At 64.3% G+C, this 25357-nt stretch carries 24 protein-coding genes and 1 tRNA gene; 4 read left to right on the top strand and 21 right to left on the bottom strand.

Annotation, left to right across the window (positions count from 1 at the left end):
* Positions 1-101: 101 nt before the first annotated feature.
* The 11 genes from IDT60_RS09535 to IDT60_RS09485 form a co-directional block, all read right to left on the bottom strand.
* Positions 102-497, bottom strand: coding sequence for an FKBP-type peptidyl-prolyl cis-trans isomerase (locus tag IDT60_RS09535; protein WP_164199731.1), 396 nt, complete (start codon positions 495-497; stop codon positions 102-104).
* Positions 498-557: 60 nt separating this feature from the next.
* Entirely contained in the window at positions 558-1469 is a 912-nt protein-coding gene (locus IDT60_RS09530; protein ID WP_191081710.1) for an FKBP-type peptidyl-prolyl cis-trans isomerase, read from the bottom strand.
* 110 nt (positions 1470-1579) lie between these two features.
* Entirely contained in the window at positions 1580-2944 is a 1365-nt protein-coding gene (gene pafA / locus IDT60_RS09525; protein ID WP_164199735.1) for a Pup--protein ligase, read from the bottom strand.
* A gap of 1 nt (position 2945) precedes the next feature.
* Positions 2946-3665 (bottom strand): proteasome subunit alpha, encoded by a 720-nt coding sequence (prcA, locus tag IDT60_RS09520; protein WP_164199737.1) that lies wholly within the window; start codon positions 3663-3665, stop codon positions 2946-2948.
* A 1-nt stretch (position 3666) separates the two neighbouring features.
* Complete coding sequence (gene prcB / locus IDT60_RS09515; protein ID WP_164199739.1) at positions 3667-4488, bottom strand: proteasome subunit beta; 822 nt, start codon at positions 4486-4488, stop codon at positions 3667-3669.
* An 80-nt stretch (positions 4489-4568) separates the two neighbouring features.
* A complete protein-coding gene (locus IDT60_RS09510) occupies positions 4569-4772 on the bottom strand; it encodes a ubiquitin-like protein Pup (protein ID WP_164199741.1) in 204 nt (67 codons plus the stop codon).
* Positions 4773-4857: 85 nt separating this feature from the next.
* Positions 4858-6534 carry a depupylase/deamidase Dop gene (gene dop, locus IDT60_RS09505; protein ID WP_191081709.1) on the bottom strand — a complete coding sequence of 559 codons (1677 nt, stop codon included), beginning with the start codon at positions 6532-6534 and terminating at the stop codon, positions 4858-4860.
* A complete protein-coding gene (arc, locus tag IDT60_RS09500; protein ID WP_191081708.1) occupies positions 6531-8282 on the bottom strand; it encodes a proteasome ATPase in 1752 nt (583 codons plus the stop codon). The genes dop and arc overlap by 4 nt, the downstream gene beginning before the upstream one ends.
* Before the next feature lie 83 nt (positions 8283-8365).
* Positions 8366-9427, bottom strand: a complete 1062-nt coding sequence (locus tag IDT60_RS09495) for a tRNA (adenine-N1)-methyltransferase (protein WP_164199747.1) — start codon at positions 9425-9427, stop codon at positions 8366-8368.
* Positions 9428-9534: 107 nt separating this feature from the next.
* Positions 9535-10701 carry a site-2 protease family protein gene (locus IDT60_RS09490; protein WP_223883936.1) on the bottom strand — a complete coding sequence of 389 codons (1167 nt, stop codon included), beginning with the start codon at positions 10699-10701 and terminating at the stop codon, positions 9535-9537.
* Positions 10698-11384 carry an HAD family phosphatase gene (locus IDT60_RS09485; RefSeq protein ID WP_255527090.1) on the bottom strand — a complete coding sequence of 229 codons (687 nt, stop codon included), beginning with the start codon at positions 11382-11384 and terminating at the stop codon, positions 10698-10700. Before IDT60_RS09485 ends, IDT60_RS09490 begins: the two co-directional genes overlap by 4 nt.
* Positions 11385-11580: 196 nt before the next feature.
* On the opposite strand from IDT60_RS09485, the gene IDT60_RS09480 reads away from it, so the two are divergent.
* Positions 11581-12486 (top strand): PAC2 family protein, encoded by a 906-nt coding sequence (locus IDT60_RS09480; protein WP_164199751.1) that lies wholly within the window; start codon positions 11581-11583, stop codon positions 12484-12486.
* Positions 12487-12535: 49 nt separating this feature from the next.
* On the opposite strand, the gene mshC is transcribed toward IDT60_RS09480, so the two are convergent.
* The gene (mshC, locus tag IDT60_RS09475) at positions 12536-13807 is read right to left on the bottom strand and encodes a cysteine--1-D-myo-inosityl 2-amino-2-deoxy-alpha-D-glucopyranoside ligase (RefSeq protein WP_191081706.1); all 1272 of its coding nucleotides are present in this window, start codon (positions 13805-13807) and stop codon (positions 12536-12538) included.
* Between the two features lie 15 nt (positions 13808-13822).
* Positions 13823-14656 (bottom strand): undecaprenyl-diphosphate phosphatase, encoded by an 834-nt coding sequence (locus IDT60_RS09470; RefSeq protein ID WP_164199755.1) that lies wholly within the window; start codon positions 14654-14656, stop codon positions 13823-13825.
* A 50-nt stretch (positions 14657-14706) separates the two neighbouring features.
* Between IDT60_RS09470 and IDT60_RS09465 the strand changes: the two genes are divergently transcribed.
* Positions 14707-15642 carry an aldo/keto reductase gene (locus IDT60_RS09465; RefSeq protein ID WP_164199757.1) on the top strand — a complete coding sequence of 312 codons (936 nt, stop codon included), beginning with the start codon at positions 14707-14709 and terminating at the stop codon, positions 15640-15642.
* A 24-nt stretch (positions 15643-15666) separates the two neighbouring features.
* Here the strand turns inward: IDT60_RS09465 and IDT60_RS09460 are convergent, their stop codons facing one another.
* Positions 15667-15933, bottom strand: a complete 267-nt coding sequence (locus tag IDT60_RS09460; RefSeq protein WP_164199759.1) for a hypothetical protein — start codon at positions 15931-15933, stop codon at positions 15667-15669.
* Between the two features lie 39 nt (positions 15934-15972).
* On the opposite strand from IDT60_RS09460, the gene IDT60_RS09455 reads away from it, so the two are divergent.
* Positions 15973-16206: a DUF5703 family protein gene (locus IDT60_RS09455; RefSeq protein ID WP_164199761.1), complete on the top strand. Its 234-nt coding sequence runs from the start codon at positions 15973-15975 to the stop codon at positions 16204-16206.
* A gap of 22 nt (positions 16207-16228) precedes the next feature.
* Here IDT60_RS09455 and IDT60_RS09450 read toward each other — a convergent pair whose 3' ends face one another.
* On the bottom strand, positions 16229-17389 hold the full coding sequence (locus tag IDT60_RS09450) for an acyl-CoA dehydrogenase family protein (RefSeq protein ID WP_191081705.1): 1161 nt from the start codon (positions 17387-17389) through the stop codon (positions 16229-16231).
* A 12-nt stretch (positions 17390-17401) separates the two neighbouring features.
* On the bottom strand, positions 17402-18706 hold the full coding sequence (locus IDT60_RS09445) for a M20/M25/M40 family metallo-hydrolase (protein WP_191081704.1): 1305 nt from the start codon (positions 18704-18706) through the stop codon (positions 17402-17404).
* Positions 18707-18878: 172 nt separating this feature from the next.
* Between IDT60_RS09445 and IDT60_RS09440 the strand changes: the two genes are divergently transcribed.
* A tRNA-Leu gene (locus tag IDT60_RS09440) sits at positions 18879-18961 on the top strand.
* An 80-nt stretch (positions 18962-19041) separates the two neighbouring features.
* On the opposite strand, the gene IDT60_RS09435 is transcribed toward IDT60_RS09440, so the two are convergent.
* Genes IDT60_RS09435 through IDT60_RS09415 form a run of 5 tightly spaced genes read right to left on the bottom strand, consistent with a single transcriptional unit; the run spans position 19042 to position 24912 of the window.
* A complete protein-coding gene (locus IDT60_RS09435) occupies positions 19042-19899 on the bottom strand; it encodes a sugar phosphate isomerase/epimerase (protein WP_191081703.1) in 858 nt (285 codons plus the stop codon).
* A gap of 33 nt (positions 19900-19932) precedes the next feature.
* Positions 19933-21153 carry a substrate-binding domain-containing protein gene (locus IDT60_RS09430; protein WP_191081702.1) on the bottom strand — a complete coding sequence of 407 codons (1221 nt, stop codon included), beginning with the start codon at positions 21151-21153 and terminating at the stop codon, positions 19933-19935.
* Positions 21153-22265 (bottom strand): ABC transporter permease, encoded by a 1113-nt coding sequence (locus IDT60_RS09425; RefSeq protein ID WP_191081701.1) that lies wholly within the window; start codon positions 22263-22265, stop codon positions 21153-21155. Before IDT60_RS09425 ends, IDT60_RS09430 begins: the two co-directional genes overlap by 1 nt.
* Complete coding sequence (locus tag IDT60_RS09420; RefSeq protein WP_191081700.1) at positions 22262-23299, bottom strand: ABC transporter permease; 1038 nt, start codon at positions 23297-23299, stop codon at positions 22262-22264. The genes IDT60_RS09425 and IDT60_RS09420 overlap by 4 nt, the downstream gene beginning before the upstream one ends.
* Complete coding sequence (locus IDT60_RS09415; protein ID WP_191081699.1) at positions 23296-24912, bottom strand: sugar ABC transporter ATP-binding protein; 1617 nt, start codon at positions 24910-24912, stop codon at positions 23296-23298. Before IDT60_RS09415 ends, IDT60_RS09420 begins: the two co-directional genes overlap by 4 nt.
* Positions 24913-25357: the final 445 nt, after the last annotated feature.

The following is a 25357-nucleotide window of genomic DNA, read 5'->3' as shown; positions in this document are numbered from 1 at the left end:
CTACGTTACTAAACTCATCGGCGGAAAGCAGAAGAGCGCGGCAACATCGGGAAAACAGCTCCTGTTGTTGCCGCGCCTCTTCGGCGTTAGGGGTCCGGGGGTCAGCGGACGCCGACGAGGTCCACAACAAAGATCAGGGCCTCGTTGGGGCCGATCGCTCCACCGGCGCCGCGGGAGCCGTAGGCCAGCTCCGAGGGAATTTCGAGGCGACGGCGGCCGCCCACCTTCATGCCCAGCAGGCCCTGGTCCCACCCCTGGATGACCTGGCCGACGCCGACGCGGAAGTCCAGAGGCGCGCCCCGTCCCCAGGAAGCGTCGAATTCTTCGCCGGTGGACCAGGCCACGCCGACGTAGTGGGTCGACACGGTGTCGCCCTTCTTAGCCTCGGCGCCGTCACCCTCGATGAGGTCGGTGATGACCAGTTCGGTGGGGACGTCGCCCTGCGGGAAGTCAATCTCGGGCTTTTCGCGGTCAAAATCGCGCTGACCAAATGACATGGTTGCTCCTGACGTTGGTTGGGGTGGATTACGTGGCATGGATGCCCAGGCGTGGATTACTTACCTGACACCGAGGATATCAACGACGAACACCAGGTCGCCCTTTTCGGCGCCGTAGGCCTTGTCTGCCGGGATGGACAGGAGAACCCTGGAGCCGACCGTCTTCCCGGCCAGGCCTTCCTGCCAGCCCTGGATGAGGCCGCTCAGCGGGCTGGTCAGCGGCTGGCTGGTGAAGCTTGATTCCAGCTGCTTCTTCTCGTTGAAGGAGTACAGGACGTAGTTGACCACCACGGTGTCCGTGGCCTTCACCTCGGGGCCGTTGCCCTTGATGAGGTCCTGTGCCACGAGGGCGGTGGGCGCGGCAGCGCCCTCGAGGGAGATTTCCGGGACGCCCTGGTCATTTTCCGTGACCGTCGGCAGTCCGGCCGGCGGGGTGACGGTCTCGCCTTCAGGCTTCTCGAGCGGGGGCGTGACGTCTGTCGCGGAGACCAGTTTGATCAGCAAAAGCTGTGTGGGCTGGGCGGCAGCGCCCTCCGCGCCCGCCTGGCCGGGTGCAGCGAGTGCCAGGGTGGAACCAATTTTGGCGCCGACAAACGCGTTGTAGACGATGGGATTTCCGGTCTTGAGGTCATCGCTGAGCTCGAGGGCCTCCGGATCGGTGGGGAAGGTGTCTTCCAGCGTGGATCCGTCAGTTCCGTTTACGGCCAGGTATGAGAAGTTGGCGACCTGGTTTGCTTTGACGCGGTCGCCGTTGCCCTCGGTGACCACCTTGATCGTGGGCTCGGTCACTTCAAGCGGCTTGGTGAACTCAACACCCGGGGCTTTTTTGTCCCCGTTGTCCGTCAGTTTCAGGGAGTCGAACTTTGCAGTGTCACCGGCCGACTGGCTGGTGGGTTCCGGTGCCGCGGGCGTACCGCCGCAAGCGGTCAGCAGCAGCAGACCGGGGAGAAGGATTGCTAGGAGTCGGCGCACGTAAGAGAACTTTCGTCGGGGCAGGGTGGACGCGGTGCAGGACACAGGTGCCCGGCACCGCTTCAGGACCACATAATGGCCCTGTCAAGGATAGCCCCTGAACCTGAACGTCAACCCATAGAGCCCAGGAGGGCATCCACCCGGTCATCGACGCTGCGGAACGGATCCTTGCACAGGATGGTCTGGTGGGCACGGTCATTGAGCTTCAGGTGCACCCAGTCCACGGTGTAGTCCCGGCCAAGTTCCTGCGCCCGCCGGACGAAGTCCCCCCGGAGTTTCGCCCGGGTGGTCTGCGGCGGCGCGTCCACAGCGTCCTTGATGACGGTGTCATCCACAACGCGCCGTACAGCTCCCCTGGACTGCAGCAGGTAATACAGGCCGCGCGTCCGGGAGATGTCGTGGTACGTGAGGTCGAGCTGGGCGATCCGGGGTGCATCCATGCCCAGGCTGTGCCGCTCCCGGTAGTTATCCATCAGCTTCTTTTTGATGGCCCAGTCGATTTCGGTATCGATAGTGCTGGTGTTGCCGCTTTCGATGGCTTTCAGCGTCCGTTCCCAAAGATCGAGAATGAGCGGAACGTGGGGGTTGTGCGCCCCATGTTCCTGCACAAAGGCGGTGACCTTGGTCAGGTATTCCTGCTGGATTTCCAGCGCGGTGAGCTGGCGGCCGTTGGCGAGCCGGACAAGCGCCCGCCCGCTGAGGTCGTGGGAGATCTCGCGGATGCTGCGGATGGGGTTTTCCATCCGCATGTCACGCATGATTACCCCTGCCTCGATCATGCGCAGAATGAGGTCCACAGTTCCCACTTTGAGCAGGGCCGTGGTTTCGGACATGTTGGAATCGCCCACAATCACGTGGAGCCGGCGGAAGAACTCGGCGTCGGCGTGCGGTTCGTCCCTGGTGTTGATGATGGGACGGGACCGTGTGGTGGCTGAGGAGACGCCCTCCCAGATGTGGTCGGCCCGTTGCGAAAATGCATAGGTGGCCCCGTGCGGTGTCTTCAGGATCTTGCCGGCACCGGCAATCAGCTGCCGCGTGACCAGGAACGGGATAAGGATCTCCGCGAGCCGGGAGAATTCACCGCGCCGCGGGATCAGGTAGTTTTCGTGGCTTCCGTAGGAGTTCCCGGCGGAATCGGTGTTGTTCTTGAACAGGTAGACGGTCCCGTTGAACCCCTCTGCGGCGAGCCGCGCCTGCGCCTCATCCACGAGGTCGTCAAGGATCAGCTCGCCGGCGCGGTCATGGGCAACCAGCTGGGCGAGGTCATCACATTCTGCGGTGGCGTACTCGGGGTGCGAGCCGACATCGAGATACAGCCGTGATCCGTTGGTCAGGAACACGTTGGAGGACCGGCCCCAGCTGACAACTTTGCGGAACAGGTACCGCGCCACTTCCTCAGGTGCCAGGGGCCGTGAATCGGGGCTCGAATACGAGATACCGAACTCGGTCTCAATACCGAAGATTCTCTTGTCCATCTCAGTCCTCCTCCGCAAGCAGCGCCGTGATATCGGCGTCGTTAAGTCGCCGGAAGGCCCGGCGGAAACCCCTCGCGGTCTCCGACTGCCTGTCCAGGACGGCAACCTCCACGGCCTTGGCCGGCGGGGTTGCGTCCGCTTCGCTCTGCTCCGTGCCGCCCGCCAGGCTGCTGATGGCCAGCCGGACAGCCCCGGCGAACCGCAGGGATGAGCGCCAGCCTTCGGCGATGACGGACGAGACGCGCTCCGCCTGGCCACCCATCACAATGAAGCCGTGTTCGTCGGCAATGGACCCGTCGAACGTCAGCCGGTACAGGTGGTCCTGTTCCGGCTGAGGACCCACCTCGGCCACGGCAAGTTCCACTTCGAATGGTTTCTGCTCGGCGGTGAAGACGGCACCGAGGCTTTGCGCGTAGACGCTGGCGAGACCGCGGGCGGTGACGTCTTCACGGTCGTACGAGTAGCCCCGGACATCCGCGTACCGGACCCCGGCCTGGCGGAGGCTTTCGAATTCGTTGTATTTTCCTACTGCGGCGAAGGCGATCTTGTCGTAGATTTCGCCGATTTTGTGCAGTGACGGTGACGGATTCTCCGCCACGAGGGCGATCCCGTCCTGGCAACTGATTACCACCACTGACCTGCCGCGGGCGATGCCCTTCCGTGCGAAGTCCGCACGGTCCTTCATCAGCTGTTCAGGCGAGACATAAAACTGCTGTGTCATCTCAGGCCTCCCGTCGTTCGGCGGAGCGGGCGTCGATGATGCGGCCGGACACGGCCGCCAGCTCGGTTTCGGGGACGCGCCGGGCACCGGCCCTGTTCACGGTGTACACCACAGGCCACAACTGGCGGACCGGATCCGGGCCGCCCGTGGCGGAGTCGTCGTCGGCCGCGTCGTAGAGGGACTCCACGGCAACGGACACCGCCTCGGCTTCTGTCAGGTTGGGGCGCCAGAGTTTTTTCAGCGCGCCGCGGGCGAAAACCGAACCCGAGCCAACAGTGTGGTGCTCGCGTTCCTCATACCGGCCGCCCGTGACGTCATAGGAGAACAGCCGTCCCACTCCCGCGGTGGTGTCGAACCCGGCGAAGAGCGGAACCACCGCCAGTCCCTGCAGGGCCATGGGCAGGTTGCCGCGGATCATGGCACCGAGGCGGTTGGCCTTGCCGTCGAGGCTTAGGAGCGTTCCCTCGATTTTTTCGTAGTGTTCCAGCTCAACCTGGAAGAGCCGCGTCAGGTCGATCGCGATCCCGGCGGTGCCGGCGATCCCGAGCACCGAGTACCTGTCTGCCGGGAAGACCTTCTCGATGTGCCGGCTGGCAATCATGTTGCCCATGGTTGCCCGCCGGTCACCGGCCATCAGCACCCCTCCGCCGTAACTCATCGCCACGATGGTGGTTGCATGCGGCACTTGGAGCGGAGTGGCGCCGGCTGCGGCCGCCGGGAGTGCGCGGTTGTACGGAAGCAGGTCCGGGCGGTCCCGCTGCAGATGCTCGGTAAATGACGACGTCGCGTTGCCGGCTACCTGGTTGGCGGTTGATTCCTGCACTGATGAACTCCTTGAACGTGGTCCTTCTACGTCGGTACAGCTTCCGGCCGGCGCGGCGTCCGCCACCATCCGGGTCCGGGTTACTGGCCGCCTTTTTGAACGAAGGCGCGGACGAACTCCTCCGCGTTGGACTCAAGGACGCCGTCAATTTCGTCCAGGAGGTCATCAACGCCTTGGGTAGCGTCCGAGGCCTGGGCTTCGGGGGCCGCCGGGGGCGTCGCGGGGATGTCTTCCTCGACCTCGGTATCGCGCGATTGTGGCTGCTGCTGTTCCTGGCCTGCCATTGTGATCTCTCCTTCGGGAATCATCGGATCCGGGCGGATCTGCTGATACGCCCATATTGCCACGCTGAACGCCTGCCGGCGCGGTTTACGCCGGAGGCGGAGGGGTGTTATGCCCGAGGAGTTCAGCGAGGAACGGTCCGGCCGTGCGGTGGCGGGCAAAGAGCCCTCCCGTGAGGGCTTTAGTGCCTCGCAGTGGCTCCCGTGTTGGCACGCGCTGCAACCGGCCGTAGCCCGGGACATCGAAGATGACGGAGTCCCAGCTGGCCCCCACCACATCTTTGCCAAAGCGGCTGATGCAGTGTCCGCGGAAGAAAGCACGCGTGTCCGACGGCGGTTCGGTCACCGCTGCGGCGATCGCCGAGTCCTCTACAAGCCGCTGCATGCGGTTCCTGGCCAGGAAGCGGTAGTAAAGACCCTTCTCCGGCCTGATGTCGGCCCACTGGAGGTCCACGAGGCCAAGCCTCGCGTCATTCCAGGCCAGGTTGTCCCGGTCGCGGTAGCCCTCCAGAAGCGAAAGTTTCGCGAGCCATTCGACGGATGTGGCTGCAGCGCCCCTGTCTGAATCGAGCTGAGTCAGGGTGGTGGCCCAGCGCTCCAGTACCTCGTGGGTGTGGCCGTCCCCGTCCACAGCGTCGGCAACACCGGTGTCCTGCGCCAGTTTGGCGGCTGCCTCGTGGTAGATCCACTGCAAGTCCAGGGCCGTTACCCGACGGCCGTCCAGAAGCCTGAGCTTTGCCGTCAGCGAGGTGTCGTGGCTGACCGCCTGCAAGGCGGACACGGGTTCGTGGACTTCGACCTTCGGAGCCAGGCCCGCCTCGATGAGGCTCAGGACCAACGCCGTTGTGCCGAATTTGAGGTAGTTCGAGGACTGGCTGAGGTTAGCGTCGCCGATGATGACGTGCAGGCGGCGGTATTTGTCGGCGGTGGCGTGGGGTTCATCACGGGTATTGATGATGGGGCGGCGAATCGTGGTTTCCAGGCCGACTTCGGCTTCGAAGAAGTCAGCCCGCTGGCTGATCTGGTATCCGGGGGTGGAGCTGTCCTGTCCCAGCCCGACGCGCCCCGCCCCGCAGATGATCTGGCGGGTGACGAAGAACGGCGTCAGGCCCCGAACGATGTCCCCGAACGGCACGGACCTTGGCATGAGGTAGTTCTCGTGCGAACCGTAGGAGACGGACTTGTTGTCCGTGTTGTTTTTATAGAGATTGACCGGGGGCAGCTCGGGATCTGCTGCCAGGCGCCGTACGGCTGCCAGCGCCACGAGGTCCCCGGCGGCGTCCCAGATCACCGCATCGCGGGGATTGGTTACCTCGGCGCTGGAGTATTCCGGGTGGGCGTGGTCGACGTAAAGGCGGGCGCCGTTTCCAAGCACCATGTTCATCAGCAGGCTGCCGGCCTCGTCCTCACCGTCCAGCTCGAGCTCCTCGCGGCCGTAGGCCAGGGCCACTGCCTCCGCGTCGAGTACCGGAGGCTGGTCCGTCAGCTGGCTCGGGTGCGCTGACGCGCGCTCGAGGGTCCAGCCGCGGGCATCGTGCAGGGGCTCCTCATCGGTGTAGTCCCAGCGCGTCTCAGCACCACCGGCAGCCCGCTGCCGCGTCACCTGGGCGTACGCCTGGACAACACGAGCGGACATCATCGTGGCGTTGGCCCCCGGGGCGGACGGGGCATGGATGCCGTACTCGGTCTCTGCCCCCATCACCCGCATGGCCCCGCCGACCGGCAGCGACTCCCCAGTGGAGGGGCGTTCGGGCACTGCTGTCATAGGTACTGTCCCGTGCTGGGCATCGTTTCGATGGACTTGCCTGGCTCCTGCCCCGCTTTGCCCTGGACGATGGTGCGGATATAGGTGATCCGCTCCCCCTTCTTGCCCGAGATCCGTGCCCAGTCGTCCGGGTTGGTGGTGTTCGGCATATCCTCGTGTTCACGGAATTCGTCCACCACTGCGCGCAGCAGATGCTCGATCCGGAGGCCCTTTTGATGCAGGGTCAGGAGGTCTTTGATGGCGTACTTCTTGGCCCGGTCCACAACATTCTGGACCACGGCACCGGAGTTGAAGTCCTTGAAGTAGAGCATCTCGGTATCACCGTTGGCGTAGGTGACCTCCAGGTACTCGTTGGACTTTTCCGTGGAGTACATGGCTTCGACAGTCCGCTGGACCATGGCGTCCACCGTGGCCTGGACATCACCGCTGTGCTCTGCGAGATCCGACTCGTGGAAGGGCAGGTCAGTGGTGATGTACTTGTTGAAAATATCAGCCGCGGCCTCGGCATCGGGGCGCTGGATCTTGACCTTCACGTCAAGCCGGCCGGGACGGAGAATGGCGGGGTCGATCATGTCCTCACGGTTGGAAGCACCGATAACAATGACGTTATCCAGCCGCTCCACGCCGTCGATCTCGCTCAGGAGCTGGGGCACGATGGTGGTTTCGACGTCGGAAGATATGCCCGTTCCGCGGGTGCGGAAGAGCGAATCCATCTCATCAAAGAAAACCACGACGGGGCTGCCGTCCGAGGCCTTCTCCCGCGCCCGCGAGAAGATCAGGCGGATATGGCGCTCCGTCTCCCCCACATATTTGTCCAGGAGTTCGGGGCCCTTGATGTTGAGGAAGTAGCTTTTCAGATCGACATTGCCGGACCGTTCGGCCGCCCGCGCGGCAAGGGAGTTGGCCACAGCCTTGGCGATCAGGGTTTTCCCGCACCCTGGCGGACCGTACAGGAGAATGCCCTTGGGCGCCTTCAGGCCGTGTTCGCGGTAGAGGTCCGGGTGCAGGAACGGCAGTTCCACGGCGTCGCGGATCTGCTCGATTTGCGGGCCGAGGCCACCAATGTCTTCATAGGTGATATCCGGGACTTCTTCGAGGACGAGGTTTTCCACCTCGGAGCGGGGCACCTTTTCGAGGGCATACCCTGTGCGCGAATCGATGGACAGGGCGTCCCCCACCCGCAGCTTTTCGCTGAGCAGGGCGCCGGAGAGCCGGATGACCCGTTCCTCATCAGCGCGGCCCACCACCAGTGCGCGGTCCGTGCCCAGCATTTCCTTGAGGGTTGCCAGCTCGCCGGCACGCTCGTAACCGAGGCCGGCGACAATCAGCAGTGCCTCGTTGAGCAGGACTTCCTGGCCGACGGCCAGCTGGTTGATGTTGACCAGCGGGCTGATGCCCACCCGCATCTTCCGTCCGGCGTTGAAGATGTCCGCGGATTCCTCCGTGGCGGCCTGCCCGCTGTTCCCCGCCGACGGCATGCGGCGGGGATTCAGCTGCAGGATGGTGCCGAAGCTGTACGGGGGCTGTCCTTCCTGGTCCAGGGCGTTTTTCAGGCGCAGGATTTCGGCTTTAGCCGCTTCCAGCATGCTGACCAACTTGGCGTTGTTCTGCGTGGCGGCAGCCAGCTGGCGGTCTATGTGCCTGAGTTTGTCCCGGAGGACGTTGACCTGCCGGTCCGCAACCGACAGTTCGTTGGCGGCAGCCTGCTCCGCCGGTGTACGTCCGGAGTCCCGATTCGGCGTCTCCATGATGCATCAGCCCCTTCCTGCTCTTCTTCTTAAGACCTTAGCCCCAAGATGGCAGGTACTGCTGGAGACTCCCGAAATGTGGACTAGTTCGTGATCTCCGGTGTGTCCTTGACGTTGGTTCCGGCGATGGCATCACGCGCGGCCCGGCGGAGTTTTTTGTCCGAGACGAGCCGCTCGCCCACCGCACCGGGCGTCCAGGCATTGACGTCTTCCTCGTTGAAATCCGTTTTGGAGGGGCGCCGCTTGACCGAGATCCCGGTAACGCCGTCGGCGAGCCGGCGGGTGACCAGGAGGAAGCCCGTGTGGGCCACCATCCGGTGGTCCGGGCGCACGGCCAGGCCCTCCAGGTGCCAGCCGCGGACCATGGACTCCCAGGCATCGGGTTCGGTGAAGCGGCCGTCCGCCCGGATGGCCTCCGCGGTCCGGGAAAGCTGCGTGACCGTGGCGACATAATTGATCCACACACCGCCCGGCGCCAGCACTGTAGCTACCGCGTCAAGGCATTCCCAGGGGGCCAGCATGTCCAGCACCACCCGATCCACGGAACCGGGGGCCTCGTTGCGGACTACTTCCTCCTGGAAGTCGCCCAGCGAAATTTTCCAGGCCGGGTGCGGGCCGCCGAAAATGGTTTCGACGTTGCCCCGGGCGATGTCGGCGAATTCTTCGCGGCGTTCAAAAGAGTGCAGGTAGCCGTTGTCGCCCACAGCCCGCAGCAGTGAAATGGACAGGGCACCGGAGCCCACGCCGGCCTCCACCACCCTGGCGCCGGGGAAAATGTCAGCCATGGTGACAATCTGGCCGGCGTCCTTCGGGTAGACCACAGCGGCGCCCCGGGGCATGGACAGGACGAAGTCCGAAAGCAGCGGACGCAGCGTCTGATACTGCTGGCCAACGTTGTTTACGACAACAGAGCCGTCAGCCTTGCCGATGATCTCGTCGTGATTCAGGAACCCGCGGTGGGTGTGGAAGGCGCCGCCGCTTTCGAGCGTGATGGTGTTCATGCGGCCACGCTCGTCGGTCAGTTGGACCCGCTCGCCTTCGCGGAAAGGCCCGCGGCGGCGGGCCGCTCCCACCGGCTGGACGCCGTCGGCGGCGGCACCGGTTGTGGATGGTGCTGCGGTTGCGGCGGCAGATTCGCTGCTCATGAAATTTCCTCGCTCTTGTAAGACTGTGGGGCCACACATCGATGAGTCCGCATGATGCGTGCAGCACGGGCGGCCATGCGGCGGCAGTGCACGGCCGGCACGTAACTCTACCGGTTTTGGCCCTGCGCGTGCTTATTGGGCCGGCCTTCCTTGCCGGTAATGGCCACTACTACCGCGTTTTGCGAGAGCAGGCCGGTCACGGTGCCGTTGTGGTCCACCACGGCATACTCGTGTCCCTCAAGCTGGGAGAGGTACTGGATCAGTTCCTGTCCCTGCGACCATTCAGGCACATAGGCGCCCGCCGCAAGGGCGTAGGACACCGCCGTCGCTGGAGTTGACACGGCGGCGGACTCCGGAACGGCAGCCAGGGCGCGGCTGTCCACCACGCCTTGCGGGCGCCCCCCCGGACCGCACACAACAACCGCGGGAGTCCCGTTTACGGACACCCGGCGGATATCGGCGACGGTGGCTGTGGCTGGAATTCCGACGGCGGGAGCAGCAAGGGCGGTGGCGCTCACCAGATGCAGCCTGCCGCGCATGGTTCCCTGCCGGATAGCGGCGCTGGCGCCCATCCAGAGGAAGCCGGCAACGAGGACTGTGATCATGAGGAGGCTGAAGTCCGGCGTCACCCCGGCAAGCAGGGGCATGGCGATGAACCACAGGCCCAGGCCCACAACGATGACACGGCCGGCCCAGCCGGCGGCCACCGTGCCTTTGGCCTGGCTGCCGGTGGCCTTCCAGACGGCAGATTCAACAATTCGTCCGCCGTCCAGCGGCAGGCCCGGCAGGACGTTGAAGATACCAATGACGAAGTTGGCCCACATAAAGATGTTGGTCAGGGTGTCTGCCACAACGCCCATGCTCGCACCGGACAGGACCAGCCAGGCTGCTCCCGCCAGGACCAGGTTGGCTGCCGGCCCTGCCAGCGCCACGATCACTGACCGTGCCGGGGTGGCCGTGAAGTTTTCGAACTGCGTGTGGCCGCCCCAGAGGTTCAGCACGATTTTCTGGGTGGGCCAGCCGTAGACCTTGGCGGTAAGGGCATGCGCCAGCTCGTGGACAAGGACTGAAATGAGCAGCAGTAAGGCGTAGGCGAACGCCACATAGTAGGCGGTAATGCCGAATCCGGGATTGCGTTCCAGCAGCACCGGTCCGTAGACGATGACAGTGAACGCTGCAATCACAAACCAGGAGTACGCCAGAATGATGGGGATCCCGGCGATGCGGCCGAGGCGGATTCCTTCCCGACGTGCGGGAGCGGGCGATTCACTCACGATGTTCTCCCGGGCGTCGCCGCCAACGTGGCCGCGAATTCGGTCATGCTTGCGGCCGCGATCGCTTCCAGCTCGGAAACCGTCCGCCCTGCCAGTGAGTCCCACGTGGTGTGCCGGGGATCTGCCGGCAGCGGGGCAATATGGGGAATGGCCACGGTGGCCACTCCGGATGCCACCGCCGCTGCGACACCCGGTCCCGAATCTTCCAGTGCAACACAGTGGCCGATGGTCAGGCCGGGATCTGAGTCCTGGAGCAGTTCCACGGCCTTCAGGTAAGCCTCGGGGTGGGGTTTGCCATGCGTCACGGTATCGCCGGTGACCAGGAACTCGAAATACGGTTTGGGCAGGCTCGCCACGATCTCGCGGGCAAGGGGCCCCTCCGACATGGTGACCAGCGCACACCTGACACCTGCCTGGTGCAGGCCGTCAAGCAGCTCCCGGGCGCCCGGACGCCACGGGACAGACCGTTGAACGTTCCTGATGACTTCCGCGGTCAACGTGTCGATGATTTGGCGGGTGTCCAGCCGGACACCGGCCTCCTGCAGGATTCCGGCGGAAAACGTCAGGGCCTGCCCCACGAGCTGGGTGGCCTGTTCGTGTGACCAGGTTCCGCCATGGGCTTCCACGAGGGAGCGCTCAGCGGCGATCCAATAGGGTTCCGTGTCCACGATGGTCCCGTCCATATCCCAAAGAACAGCACGGAGCGGGGAAACAGAAGGTGAGGGTCGCATGGCGTAAGTCTACGGTGCCGGCCTGAACGCCGGCCGTGCGTACGCCCTTGGCGAATATGGCCGCGGCAGCAGGTGCGGAAGCGGACCGGGGACACTTTTGGCGTTGCATTGAATGCACCGCCACCGTTCTTGGACGTAGGGTGAAGAAATGAATAGCTTCGACGGAGACACCACAGAACCGGGTGCCGTGCCTGAACAGGAGCAGTTCCTGCTGCCAGTGGCCGAGGGGCAGCGCATCACCGTGATGCTGGCCGCTTTTGAAGGCTGGAACGACGCCGGGGAAGCAGCCAGTGACTCGTTGCGCTATCTCAACAAAGTGTGGGGCGGCAAGAAAGTTGCGTCCATCGACGCCGACGAATACTACGATTTCCAGTTCACCCGTCCCACCGTCCGCCGGACCGCTTCCGGGGAACGCAAGATCAAGTGGCCGGCCACGCGCATCTACAAGGCCAGTGCACCTGATTCGAACATTGACGTCATTTTTGTCCAGGGCACGGAGCCCTCGTACAAGTGGCGGGCCTACACCGCGGAACTTCTGGTCCATGCAGAAGCACTCAAAGTGGACTACGTGATCCTCGTGGGTGCCTTGCTGGCTGATGTTCCGCACAGCAGGCCCATCCCCGTGAGCACGTCATCCGATGACGCCCCGCTGCGGGAACGGCTGAACCTGGAACCGTCCCAGTACGAGGGTCCGGTCGGCATTGTCGGGGTGCTCTCCGAAGTAGCCCTTCTGGCCGGCATTCCCACGGTTTCCCTGTGGGCCGCAGTCCCCCACTACGTTGCCCAGGCACCATCGCCGAAGGCACAGCTGGCCCTCCTGCACCGGATAGAGGAACTGCTCCAGGTTCCGCTGGACACCCACGAGCTGGCGGAGGAGTCAGCCGCCTGGGAACGTGGGGTGGACGAACTGGCCACCGAGGATCCGGAAATCGCCGCGTACGTCCGCCAGCTTGAAGAAGCGAAGGACACCGCCGACCTTCCGGAAGCCAGCGGAGAGTCCATCGCGCGTGAATTCGAGCGGTACCTGAAGCGCCGGGGCCGCGACAAAAACTAAGTAGCGGCGGCGTCCGCCTGCGGTTTCCGGCAGGCGGACGCGCACAGCGCTAGAGTACGACGCCGAGCAGGGCCTCAACTGCGTCACTGACCAGTGCTTCATCCTGCGGGCTGCCCGCTTCCGCGGTGGCCGCAGCGGCCCACCGGTCGACGGCTTCGAGTGCTGCCGGAGCGTTCAGATCGGCGGCCAGGGCCGACCGCATGTCGCCAATCACGCCGGCAGCCGATCCGGCCGGTGCGGCGGCGAGGGCCCGGCGCCAGGCGGCGAGCCTTTCCTTGGCCGCTGCGAAGCCTTCCGGCGTCCAGGACCAGTCCGAACGGTAGTGGTGGGCCAGGATTGCCAGCCGTATAGCGGCCGGCTCTTCACCGTCTGCGCGCAGCTTGGAGACGAGGACCAGGTTGCCCTTGGACTTGCTCATCTTTTCACCGTCCAGGCCCACCATGCCGGCGTGGGCGTAGTGGCGGGCCAACGGGACACCTGCCAGGGAATAGGCGTGGCCGGCTCCCATCTCGTGGTGCGGGAAGATCAGGTCTGAGCCGCCGCCCTGAACCGTGAAGGGTGCCGGCAGGTACCGCTGGGCGATGACCGTGCATTCGATGTGCCATCCGGGCCTGCCCTGGCCCAGTTCTCCGCCGGGCCAGCTGGGCTCGCCGTCACGGGCAACCCGCCAGAGGAGCGGGTCAAGGGCCTGGCGCTTGCCGGCCCTGCCAGGGTCGCCGCCGCGTTCGGCGAACAGCTCAAGCATTTCAGCTTCCCCAAGGTGCGAGATCGATCCCAGGGTCCAGGCGTCAGGGGCGATCGACTGCTTGCCGGCGGCTTCGACATCGTAGTAGACATCACCGTCCGGCTCCCCCGCGGCGCCGGCGACGCGGTAAGCCAGGCCCTGCCTGATCAGGCGCTCAATGGCCGGGACGATCAGGTCCACGGACTCAACAGCGCCGACATAGTGGTCCGGCGCGATGACGTTCAGGGCTTCCATGTCCGTCTGGAAAAGTTCGATCTGGCTGGCCGCCAGGTCCTGCCAGTCCACACCGGTGGCTGTGGCGCGCTCCAGCAAGGGGTCATCCACGTCTGTGACGTTCTGGACGTACGCAACCTTGTGGCCGGCGTCGCGCCAGGCCCTGTTCAGGAGATCAAAGGCCACGTAGCTGGCAGCATGGCCCATGTGCGTAGCGTCGTACGGGGTGATGCCGCAGACATACATCGACTGCTCACCGCTGACAGGCAGGCCGATTTCCTGTCCCATGGCGGTGTCGAACAGACGGATGGCCGGCATGGAGCCGGGCAGCACAGGAACAGGTCTAGAAGTCCAGGATTTCACAGCCCAAGCCTACTTCTAGGCATCGATGACATTGAAACCGAGCAGAAGATACAGGGCGAGGCCCAGGAGAATCCGGTACCAGACAAAGAGCCGGTAGCTCCGCGTGGAGATGAATTTAAGGAACCAGCCAATGATCACGTAGCCCACAACCAGGGCGATGACGGTGGCCAGCGCTGTCTCCGGAAGGCCATACGGTCCGGTGATGCCGTCCTTGGAAACCACTTTGTACAGCTGGTACAGGCCGCTGCCGAACACGGCCGGAATGGCCAGCAGGAACGAGTAACGGGCCGCTGCTTCGCGGGTATAGCCCATCAGGAGGCCGGCCGTAATGGTGCCGCCGGACCGTGAGACGCCGGGGATGAGCGCCAACGCCTGGGCGAACCCGTACAAAATGCCGTGCTTGTAGGAAAGCTGGGAGAGTTCGCGTTCCTGCTTTCCGACGGCGTCCGCCACGGCCAGGATCAAACCAAAAACGATCAGCATGGTGGCGACGATCCACAGGCTTCGCAGCACCGATTCAATCTGGTCCTGGAACAGCAGGCCCAGCACGATGATGGGCAGGCTGCCGAGGATTACCAGCCAGCCCATGCGGGCGTCAGGATCCTGCCGGGAGACTTTTCCTGTCAGGGAACCCGCCCAGGCCTTGATGATCCGGACGATGTCCCGCCAGAAATAGATCACCACCGCCGTTTCGGTTCCGAGCTGGGTGATGGCCGTAAATGCTGCCCCCGGATCGGACGCGTTGGGCAGGAACTGACCCACGATCCGCAGGTGCGCGCTTGATGAAATCGGTAGAAATTCGGTCAGACCCTGTATTAGCCCGAGCAGGGCCGCCTCAATCCAGTTCACGCTAAGACACTACGTCATGCGCCCTGTTGATTCCCCGTAAGCTTGCAGCTATGCAGCAGCGTTACGTCGGCAACAGTGGATTGCGAGTCTCCGCCCTTTCCCTCGGCACCATGTCCTGGGCCGGCGAAACCGACGAACAGGACGCCTCCGAGATCTTGCGCACATTTGTTGATGGCGGCGGAAAACTCATCGACACGGCCGCCTCCTACGCTGATGGCCGTGCCGAAGCAATGATCGGGTCCTTGCTGGGCGACGTTGTCTCACGTACGGAAGTCTGCATTTCCACGAAGGCGGGGACATCGACGTCGGAGGGCCGGCGGACTGTGGACACGTCGCGCAGTGCGATGCTGAGCAGCCTGGACGCCAGCCTGGCGAGGCTCGGGACCGACTACGTGGACCTCTGGTTTGCGCAGGCATGGGACGGCAACGTCCCCTTGGACGAAACGCTGTCCGCGCTCGAGTTCGCTGTCCGCAGCGGGCGCGCCCGCTATGCGGGCATCGCCAACTTCAACGGCTGGCAGAGCGCCAAGGCAGCAGCAGTGGCCGGATTCCCGCTCGTTGCTGCCCAGGCCGAATACTCGCTGCTCCAACGGAAACCGGAGGCGGAACTGATTCCCGCCGTCGAAGACGCAGGCCTGGGACTCATGGCGTGGGCGCCGCTGGGCCGCGGCGTGCTCACCGGGAAGTACCGCAGCAGTATCCCCGTGGACTCCCGGGCAGCGCGCAGTGATTCTGCACCCTATGTTGAGCCGTATTTGGAGCAGCAGCCTTCCAGTGTTGTGGAAGCGGTGGCGATGGCTGCCAAAGGCCTTGGCCGGACGGCGCTGGATGTGTCGCTGAGCTGGCTGCTGGCCCAGCACGGGGTGGCCACCGCCGTTGTCGGGCCCCGGACTCCGGTCCAGGCCAAGGAGATCATGGCCGCCCAGCTGACGCGGCTTCCCCCGGAGATTGCACGGGCGCTGGAGGATGTGTCCCAGCCGGCCTGAGCCTGCGCTCAGCTGTGCGCTGCTTCAATCCTCGACGATTTCGAGGTCCTCTTCTTCGTCGATGCCGGATTCTTCATCCTCGTCCTCGTCGTCGTCAAACACCTGCAGGGGTGTGACCTCGCTGTAAGCCTCGTAGAGTGCGTCTTCATACACCTCGAACGCATCTGCGACCGCGAAAAAAGCGGCTTCGACGGCGGGATCCCCATCATCGCGCCGGTTGGATGCTGCTATAAGGTGTTCTTCCAAGGCGGTTGTCAAAGACTGAAGCGCGACACGCGGATCGATGCTCATGACTTCACGTTAGCCGGAAAAGGACGAAAATGGAGAGCAATGAAGGAACATTTTCTGACCAGCTCGGTCCAACGGGAACGGGACTTTATCAAGCAGTACGAGTACCTCGTACTGACGGTGAGCCCTCTCGATTCCCTGCCTGAGGCCAGGCGCAGGCTTGTGGAGCACTCCGAGTACGGCAAGTGGGAACTGGAACGCAGTGTGCTGTACATGGGCGGCGGCAGGCGCTTTTGGCTGCGCCGCCGGGTGATGCAGGTCCAGCGGACCGTTTAGGACTTCGGAGCCGGCGGACCGTCTAGGAGTCCAGTGGCCCCAGCCACGCGTTCGCCACCGTGTTGTGCGCCGACTCGTCATCTGACGGGTGGAACATGCCGGCCAGGACATCCCGGTACAGGCGTTCAAGTTCGGACCCGCGAAAGTAGCTGGAACCGCCGCTGACCCTGATGGCCAGATCCACAACGCGGCGTGCGGTCTCCGTCGCATTCACCTTCAGGCCAACGAGCTTTGGGAACCACTGGGATCCGTGGTCCGTGAGGGCATCGACGTCGCGGGTGACCGCCAGGAGGTGCGGGTAAAGGCTGTCCATGGCCATCGCGGCCTCGGCCACCTTCCAGCGGATGTCCGGATCCTGTGCATAGCTTCGGCCGGCGTTCTTGAAGGACGTCCGCCGCTTTACCGCCTCCACGCCGAGCGTCAGGGCACGCTCACCAATGCCGGTGTACACCGCCGCCAGCAGCGACTCAAAGCAGGCAAAGATGGCGAAGATCAGTGGATCGGCGTTGGGGCCCACCGGCAGCTTACGGAAGATCCGGTCCGGCCCCACCTCGACCCCGTCCAGGACCGTGGTGTTGGACTGGCTGGCCCGCATGCCAAGGGTGTCCCAGTCGTCCAGGATGGTGTAGCCCGCCGCGTCCCGCCGGATGAATCCGTGCACCAGTTCGCCCTCGCCGGACCGGGCCCGGGCGTCCTTGCCAAAGATGCCCAGCCGGGTCCACGCCGGTGAGAGGCTGGTGAAGATCTTGGTTCCGGTGAAACTGTAGCCGCCGCCGGGCAGCGGAACGGCTGCCGTCTTTGAATCAAAGAGGACCGAATCATTCCCGGCCTCGGAATTGCCGAAGGCAAAGATCTCACCGCGGGCAGCATCTTCCAGGACGAAGCCCAGCGAATCATCGCCGCGGGCGGCCAGGACCTGCGCGACGCCGGTCCAGACCAGGTGCATGTTGATGGCCAGGGCGGTGGCCGGGGCTGCCGTTGCCAGCCTGCGCTGGCACTGTGCTGCCGCCTCGAGCCCAAGCCCCATGCCGCCGTCGGACGCTGGAACAAAAAGCTTAAGGTAACCGGCGGCGGTCAACTCAGCCAGGTCCTCCGCGAAAAACGCATTGTCCCGGTCGTAGCGGGCTGCGCGGCCGCGGATTTCCTCCAGCAGGCGGTCCGGTAGCACTTCTTCGGGTGTCATGTCCTGCGCAGCTCAGTAGTTGGTGAGGAGCGTGTTGAGGACGCGGGCGCCGAACTTCAGCGAATCCACGGGCACCCGCTCGTCCACGCCGTGGAACATTCCGGTGAAGTCGAGGTCGTCAGGCAGCATGAGGGGCGCAAAGCCGTAGCCGGTGATCCCCAGCCTGCTCAGGGATTTGTTGTCCGTGCCGCCGGAGAGCGTGTACGGCAGGACCTTGGCCCCGGGGTCCTCGGAATGCAGGGCATCGATCATGGAGTCCACCAGGTTTCCGGCGAACGGCACCTCCAGCGACACGTCGTTGTGCACATAGCTCACTTCAACCCCGGTGCCTGCGAGCTCCCGGACGATTTCCAGGACCTGTTCCTCCTGGCCGGGAAGCGTGCGGCAGTCCACCAGGGCCTCTGCCGATTCAGGAATGACGTTGTGTTTGTAGCCGCCCTTCAGCAGCGTGGGGTTGGTCGTGTTCTGGAGGGTTGCCCCCACGAAGCGGGCCACCGTGCCGAGCTGGTCCAGGAGCCGGTCCGGGTTGTCCGGATCGAATTCGACGCCCGTGAGTTCGGTCACGCCGTCAAGGAACTGCCGCGTGGTGGGAGTGAGCTCGATAGGCCACTTGTACTCGCCGATCCGGGTGACCGCCGCTGCGAGGCGGGTGACGGCGTTGTCCGTGTTGATCTGGGAGCCGTGGCCTGCCCGGCCGTGGGCGACAAGGCGAAGCCAGGAGATGCCCTTCTCGGCGGTCTGCAGCAGATATGTGCGCTGCCCTCCGATAGTTGCCGAGAATCCGCCCACTTCCGAGATGGCTTCGGTGGCGCCCTCGAAAAGCTCCGGCCGTTTGTCGACGGCGTACCGGGCACCGTATTCGCCGCCGGCTTCCTCGTCGGCAAAGAAGGCAAAAATGAGGTCGCGTTTGGGTTTCCGCCCGGACCGGGCCAAATCCCGCATAACGGACAGGATCATGGCATCCATGTCCTTCATGTCCACCGCTCCGCGGCCCCAGATGAGTCCGTCCTTGAGTTCTGCACCGAAGGGATCCACCGACCACTGTTCGCGCAGGGCCGGCACAACATCCAGGTGCCCATGCACTACAAGGGCGCTGGCAGAGGGGTCTTCGCCCGCCATCCGCGTTACAACACTGGCGCGGCCCGGCGCCGACTCGAAGATTTCGGCGGAGAGTCCCACTTCCTCGATCAGTCCGGCAGTGTACTCGGCGGCCACCCGCTCCCCCGGCCCCGAACCGTCGCCGTAGTTCGATGTATCTATCCGGATGAGTTCCTGGCAGATCCGTACAACTTCATCCTCGGCGCGGACGTCAGACATAGATACTCCTTGGGCGATGGGAAGGCTGCAAAGAACCTGCGTTTTCGTGTGCCTTCAGCCTACCCATGAGTCCCGATTCGATCTTTCCCGAAAGTTCGTGTTAGAGTCTTTCTCGCTGCTTCGGAGAAAAGCGAAACGCTGAAAGGCGGAATCGGACTCCGAATTACCACCTGCGCGGGTGGCGGAATGGCAGACGCGCTAGCTTGAGGTGCTAGTCCTCGAAAGGGGGTGGGGGTTCAAGTCCCCCTCCGCGCACAATGGGAAAACCCCCGGAATCCAAGGATTCCGGGGGTTTTTCGTTATTCGTGAGTAGGCGCTGCGTGGACACGGGCCGTTCAGTGCCTTTGTACGCCCCGCAGGAAGGCCAGTCCCCTGACAGCCAGCTCGTCCTGGCTCGGGGCCAACGGCCGCCAGATTGACGCCGCCACGGCGATCGCGGCATTGTCCGCAGTAAAACTTTCGATGTTCAGCGGTCCGCTGTAACCCACCTCGTCCAAGGCATGCAGGAAGTTTTCCCAATCGGTCTGGTCCCCGCCGGGGGCGCCGCGGTCGTTCCCGGAAACCTGGACGTGAACCACGTGTTCACCGGCCGCCCGGACCGCGGCGGCCAGAGAACGCTCCTCGATGTGAAGGTGGTAGCTGTCCAGGGCAAGGCCCACGCCGTTGCCCAGCAAGGGCCCCAGCGCCTCGAGTGCCTGGTCCACCGTGTTGAGCAGCGATGTTTCGTACCGGTTCAGCGGTTCGATGCCCAGGACGACGCCCGCTTCCCGGGCCCTCGCCGCCACCGGCTGCAGATTGTGCCGCAGCTCGGCGTCGGCCTCCCGCCGCTGGCCCGGCGACATCCGCCAGACGCGTCCGGTCCGGGCGTAGAAGGGACCGCACACAGTGGGCGAACCGATGCCGGCTGCCATGGTGATGCAGTCCATGAGATAGGCCTGCGTCTTTTCCACGGTGGCCGGGGCAGCCGCGACAAGGTCCCGGCCCGGCGACATGGCACCGACAACAAACGGCCTCAGCCCCGTGGACTCCAGGGCTTCGCGCACCGCGTCGGCCGTGAAGTCGCCGGCGTTTTCCAGCGGAAGTTCGACGGCGTCAAACCCCAGCGCAGCGATCCTCGCCAGGTGTCCGCGCAGGTTGGTATCGGTCAACGGAGAATCCCAGACCCAGGTGCTGATCCCGATGAGACGCTTCAAGCTGCTCCTTCCAACGCTGCGCGGAGGCCAGCGTCAGGGCATCTGCCGCTGCTGCCAGACCTGCGGATAGCCGGGGAGGTCTTCGCCGCCGAACTTGGCGTAGTGGCCGCCGGGCATCCCCTGGTTGCGCTGCAGCCAGGAGTCCAGTTCGTCCGCGAGGATGGGTTTCTGCGGGAGAATCCATTCGGCAGGGATCTGCTCGCCCTTGAAGATCCTCTCCAGGGCCAGCAGCGGAGTCCGCCACTGGAAGTTGGAGTAGACCGGGGCCATGGCATCGATTCCGGTTTCCTTCCACTTGGTCAGGAAGCTCATCTCATCCTCGCCGGTCATCACCGGCAGGTTCTGCCCGGCATCCTCGAAGGCCTCGAGGGCAGCCACGGCACCGTCGCCGGCGTCCATCCAGACGCCCTGGACATCGCCGGTGGCCAGTTCGTCGGAGATGATTTTCTTGATCTCGGTGGGGTCTGCTCCGGTGAAGTAGTCCCTTGCCTGGATTCCCTTCTCCTCAAAGATCTTCTTCGCCGCCGCCCACCGGTGTTCCAGCACATCCACGCCGGGAAGGATGCGGAGGGCCACCACCTTGTCACCGGACTTCAGCCTGTCGGTCAGGAACGTGGCGGTGTCGATGCCCCAGGCGAAGCCTCCGATCGGGTGGATGAACGTGGTGGCGCAGTCGGTTTCGACGCCGCGGTCAAACACCACCACAGGCTTGCCTGTCTGGCAGGCACGCTCCACGGCCTGGGTCAGGGCCGCCGTCGAGTTGGGCGAGATGACGAACGCATCGCAGTTTCCCTCGTCGATGAAGTAATCAATGTCCGCGATCTGCGTGTTGTCGTTGTCCTTGGCATCCCGGGTCTCCATTTCGGAAACGACTCCCGAGCCCTGGAGGACCTTGAGCTGCTGGTTCATGGTGATCCAGCCGGTCTGGCGCCACGGGTTCGAGATGGAGGCGTTGGCGAAGCAGACCTTCTTTGGCCCGGAGGAGGCGAACTTCGCGGTGTCCGTCATGTCGCCGGCGATGTACTGAAGGTAGGGCTGCTCAGCGTTTCCTTCGAAGGTCGCCGAACGTTGCGTGAACTGGTCATCGTAAAGCGTCTGGTCAAACCATTCCTGGCTGGCCGGAGTGGTGGCCGGCGAGCCGGTGTCCGGTGCCGTTGTTTCGGTAACGGACGGATCCGTGGTGGTACAGGCAGTCAAAACCACCAGCGGCAATACTGCGCCAAGTGCGATCGCGCGAATAGGGTGTTTACGCATCAGACTCGATCTCCTCCTTGTTCGGTGCCCTCGTGGGGCGTGGGTGCTGCGCTTAGCCGGTGCCGTTCGTCATGGGCGGCGGAAGTGGCTCCCTTGCGCTTGCGCTGCCATGACGTGGACGCTGCTGCCACGGCGATGATGATGATGACGCCCTGGACCGTGTCCCGCCAGGTCGCCTGGATGCCCATGAAATTCAAGAGGGTGAACAGCGCCTCCAGGGCGAACGCGCCGGCCGCCGCGGACAGGACCCAGCCGCGTCCGCCGCCGAGCACCACGCCACCGAGGACGACGGCCGTGATCGCCGTGAACTCGTAACCCCGCCCCACCGACGGATGTACTCCCGCGTAGCCCACGAGGAGGATGCCGGCCACGGTGGCCGACAGTGACGAGATGATGAACGCCCGCGTCCGCACCCACCAGACACGGGAGCCGGACAGTTCGGCAGCCCGGGGGTTATCGCCGACGGCGATGAGCATACGGCCGAAGGGGCGGCGCATCAGGACAACCGCCAGGACGGTCACCGCCGCCAGGATGATCACAGGGTAAGGAATGATGTCCAGGACCGGGACGTCCTGGATCCCGCCGCGCCCTATCTGGCGGAAGCTGTCCGCAGGGTTTCCCTGGGCCGCGCCGCCGGTCCAGTAGAGGACCAGTCCGAGCAGGGCCAGCATCATGCCCAGCGTCACGATGAAGCTGGGCACCTTCAGCAGTGTCGAGATCAGTCCGTTCACGAGCCCGATGAAGGCGCCGAGCACAAACATCAGGATCAGGACCGGAATCACCCTGGAATCGTCCTGCCGGATGAGGTTGCCGGCAACGATGACCTGCATGGTCACGACCGATCCCATCGACAGGTCGAATTCGCCGCTGACAATAACGAAGTACTGGCCGACGGCGGCGATGGCGATCGGGGCCGTCCTGCCGATGAACCGGATGAAGGAGCCAGGCTCCCCGAAGGACGGGTTCAGCACGATGATGGCCGCCAAAAGGCTGATCAACAGGATGAAGACAGCGCCGCCGGGAGTACGCACAGCGCGCAGGAGACGCTGGGAACGGCTGGCGCGGTTCTGCCGGAGGACTGCGCTGCGCCCGGAGGGCAGTGCCGTGCTCATGGCCGCTCCGAGGGCGGAACCTGTGCGGCAGGGGCTTCGACGGAACCCTTCGGGCTGAACCGCTCGGGTCGGTTGACGATCCTGCGGCGCGCATACACAGCGACGGCGACGACAATGACCACTCCCCTGACCACGTCCTTGAGGAAGGGGTTGATCTGCATAACGGACATGATGTTGTCCAGCATGGCGAAGATGAGGACGCCGCCGAGGGTGCCGGTGATGGTTCCTTTGCCGCCTGCCAGAAGTGTGCCGCCGAGGACCACGGCGGCGATGGAGAGGAGATCGTACCCGCCCTGGGAGCCCACCGTCGGGCTGCCCACACCCAGCCGGCTGGCGAGGAGCAGGCCCGCCATTCCTGACAGCACCGAACAGATCACGTGGGCCGTGATGACCGGCAGGTCGACGCGGATGCCCGAGGTCCGGGCTACGGAAATGTCGCCGCCGACGGCGTAGAGGTGGTGGCCCGTTCTGGTGCGGTGGAGCAGCAGCATGGCCAGGGCCGCACAGGCCAGCATAATGATGGTCGAGATGGGCACGGGCCCCAGGCCGGTAGCCCCGATCAGGCGGAACGAGAGCGGTGTCTGCCCGAAGCTGCCCTTGAAGTTGGTGGCGAGGTAGCCGCTGATGATCAGGCCCATGCCCAGCGTGGCAATGAACCCGTGTACGTTGAGGCGGGCCACGATCAGCCCGTTGGCGAGGCCGATGACCGCCGCGGCACCAAGCGTGAGCAGGACGCCGGGCAGGACGTTGCCCGGGTTGTTGGCCATCACACCGGCGGCAATGAGACTGGCAAGGCTGGCGACATAGGGAACCGAGAGGTCCAGGCTGCCGGCCAGGATGACAAGGGTCTGTCCGATTGCGATGAAACCCAGGACGCTGGTTCCGGTCAGGATGCTGGAGATATTTCCCGAGCTGAAAAAATTCCGCCCGATCGTGGTGACGAGTACGGCACCGGCGATGAGCGTCAGCAGGGCCACCAGGTAGACGATCTGTGTGGACGACAGGCGATCGACGAAGCTGACACGCTGTTTCATGCCCCGTCTCCCGATGCAATCCTGGCACCCGTTGCGAGCTGCAGGACGGCTTCCTCTGACGTTCCGGCCGGAAGCTCGCCGGCGAGACGCCCGTCGCGCATGACGAGGATCCGGTCGGACATGCCGATGACCTCCGGTAATTCGCTGGAGACCATCAGGATGGCTTTGCCTTCGGCTGCCAGCTTGCGCATGAGCCGGTAGACGGCCACCTTGGCTCCCACATCTATGCCGCGGGTAGGTTCATCCAGCAGGACCAGGCTGGGGCGGATTGCCAGCCATTTGGCAAGGACCACCTTCTGCTGGTTCCCGCCGGAGAGGTACTGCACCTCCTGGTCCAAGTCCCGTGCCACTACCTCCAGCGAGGAAAACACGCCGGGAACCTCCGTTTTGACGGTTCTTGTACGGCGCGGAAAGACCGACCTGATGACGGTCAGTGCGTTGTCCAGGATGGACTGGTTCAGGCTGAGGCCCTCGGCTTTGCGGTCTTCCGTGATGAGGGCCATGCGGGCCCGGACGCCCTCCCTCGGGGACTTGGGCAGAAGCTCCCGGCCTTCCACCTTCATGGTGCCGCGGTGGAAGGGTGCGGCACCGAAAATGGCGTGAAGCAGTTCAGTCCGGCCGGAGCCCTGAAGACCGGCCAGCCCGACAATCTCACCCGGCCGAACGCTGAAGCTGATCCCGTCCAGCTGGCCGTTGCCGGCACCCAGCAGTTCCAGGATCGGCCTGACGGGGACGTTAGCACCGACAACGTTCCTGACTTCAACGTTTCTGCCTTTGGAGTCCCCGTCTGGCAGGGGCAGCTTTTCCGGAAAGAACGCCGAGATAGGCCGGCCAACCATCAGCCGGACCAGCCCTGCATCGTCGAGTTCTGCGGCCGGTGCGGTGCTGACCACGCGGCCGTCCTTCAGGACGGTGATGACATCGCAGAGATCAAAAAGTTCCCGAAGCCGGTGGGAGACGTAGAGAATTGCGGTTCCGCGGTCCCGGAGGCGGGACACGATCTGGTAAAGGAGCTCAACTTCGGCGCCGGCCAGCGCGGCGGTTGGCTCGTCCATGGCGACGATCCGGGCGTCGTAGCTGACAGCTTTTGCAATCTCCACTATCTGCTGCTCCGCCACGGTCAGGCTCCGCACCTGCGCGGTGGGCCGGATGGTGGTGATCCCGAGCGACTGCAGCAGCTCGGCCGTTTGCACGTTCATGAGCGCCTTGTTAACCAGGACCCCGCGGCGGGGTTCCCGGCCCAGGAAGATGTTCTCGGCCACCGTCCGGTCCGGAAGGAGATTGAACTCCTGGAATACCGACGACAGCCCTGCCTCATGAGCTTTCGTTGGGTGGCTGAAACTGACTTCCCGGCCGTCCAAAAGTACCGTTCCCGCGTCAGGCTGGTAGACCCCTGCGAGCACTTTCATCAGGGTGGACTTCCCGGCCCCGTTTTCGCCTACGAGCCCGTGAACCTGGCTCCGGTGAAGGGTGAGGTGGGCGTTTTCCAGCACCGGAATACCGAAGAAGCTCTTTGTCAGTCCGCGGACTTCCAGAAGAGGCGGCGGGTCCGTTCTGCTATCGGGGAACCCGCCGGGGATTGACGCCGCGCCAGTCCCTTCGTGGTTCTCCATCGATCCGCCCACGACTAACTGTTACAGGGCGGGTTCTGATCCGTCAAGGGATAAACGATTGCTGACTACCAGGGCTGTTTCGCTGCGTTTTGTGGTTGTTGCGCGGCGGTGCAGACGTGTGTCTCTCACCACGCGTCGGCCGCGAACAGGCGGCCGAAGAGCCTCATGTCACCGAAGCTGCGGTTGGCGCGGCTGAATTGGCGTACTCTTGTGGTTCACCTGTGGCTCATCCGGGACATGAAGCCTTGATTCCAGGCACTTCTGGCCGAGGCAAGACCCGGGATGGTTGAAGTCCAGGACCGCTGACAAACAGGAAAACTCCCCCGATCCTTGGATGTTGGGATTTTTGCATGTCCGGCCGCGGCGCCACAGACAAAGTTTTTCCGCCAGCCTATTGGGGAATAGCTGCCGGATGCTGTACGTTGCATACGCGACAGACGAACCA

This window comes from Pseudarthrobacter sp. BIM B-2242, from assembly GCF_014764445.1.
GTDB lineage: Bacteria > Actinomycetota > Actinomycetes > Actinomycetales > Micrococcaceae > Arthrobacter > Arthrobacter luteus_A.
Note: the sequence above shows the minus strand (reverse complement) of the source record. Positions and strands in the feature narration are given on the sequence as shown.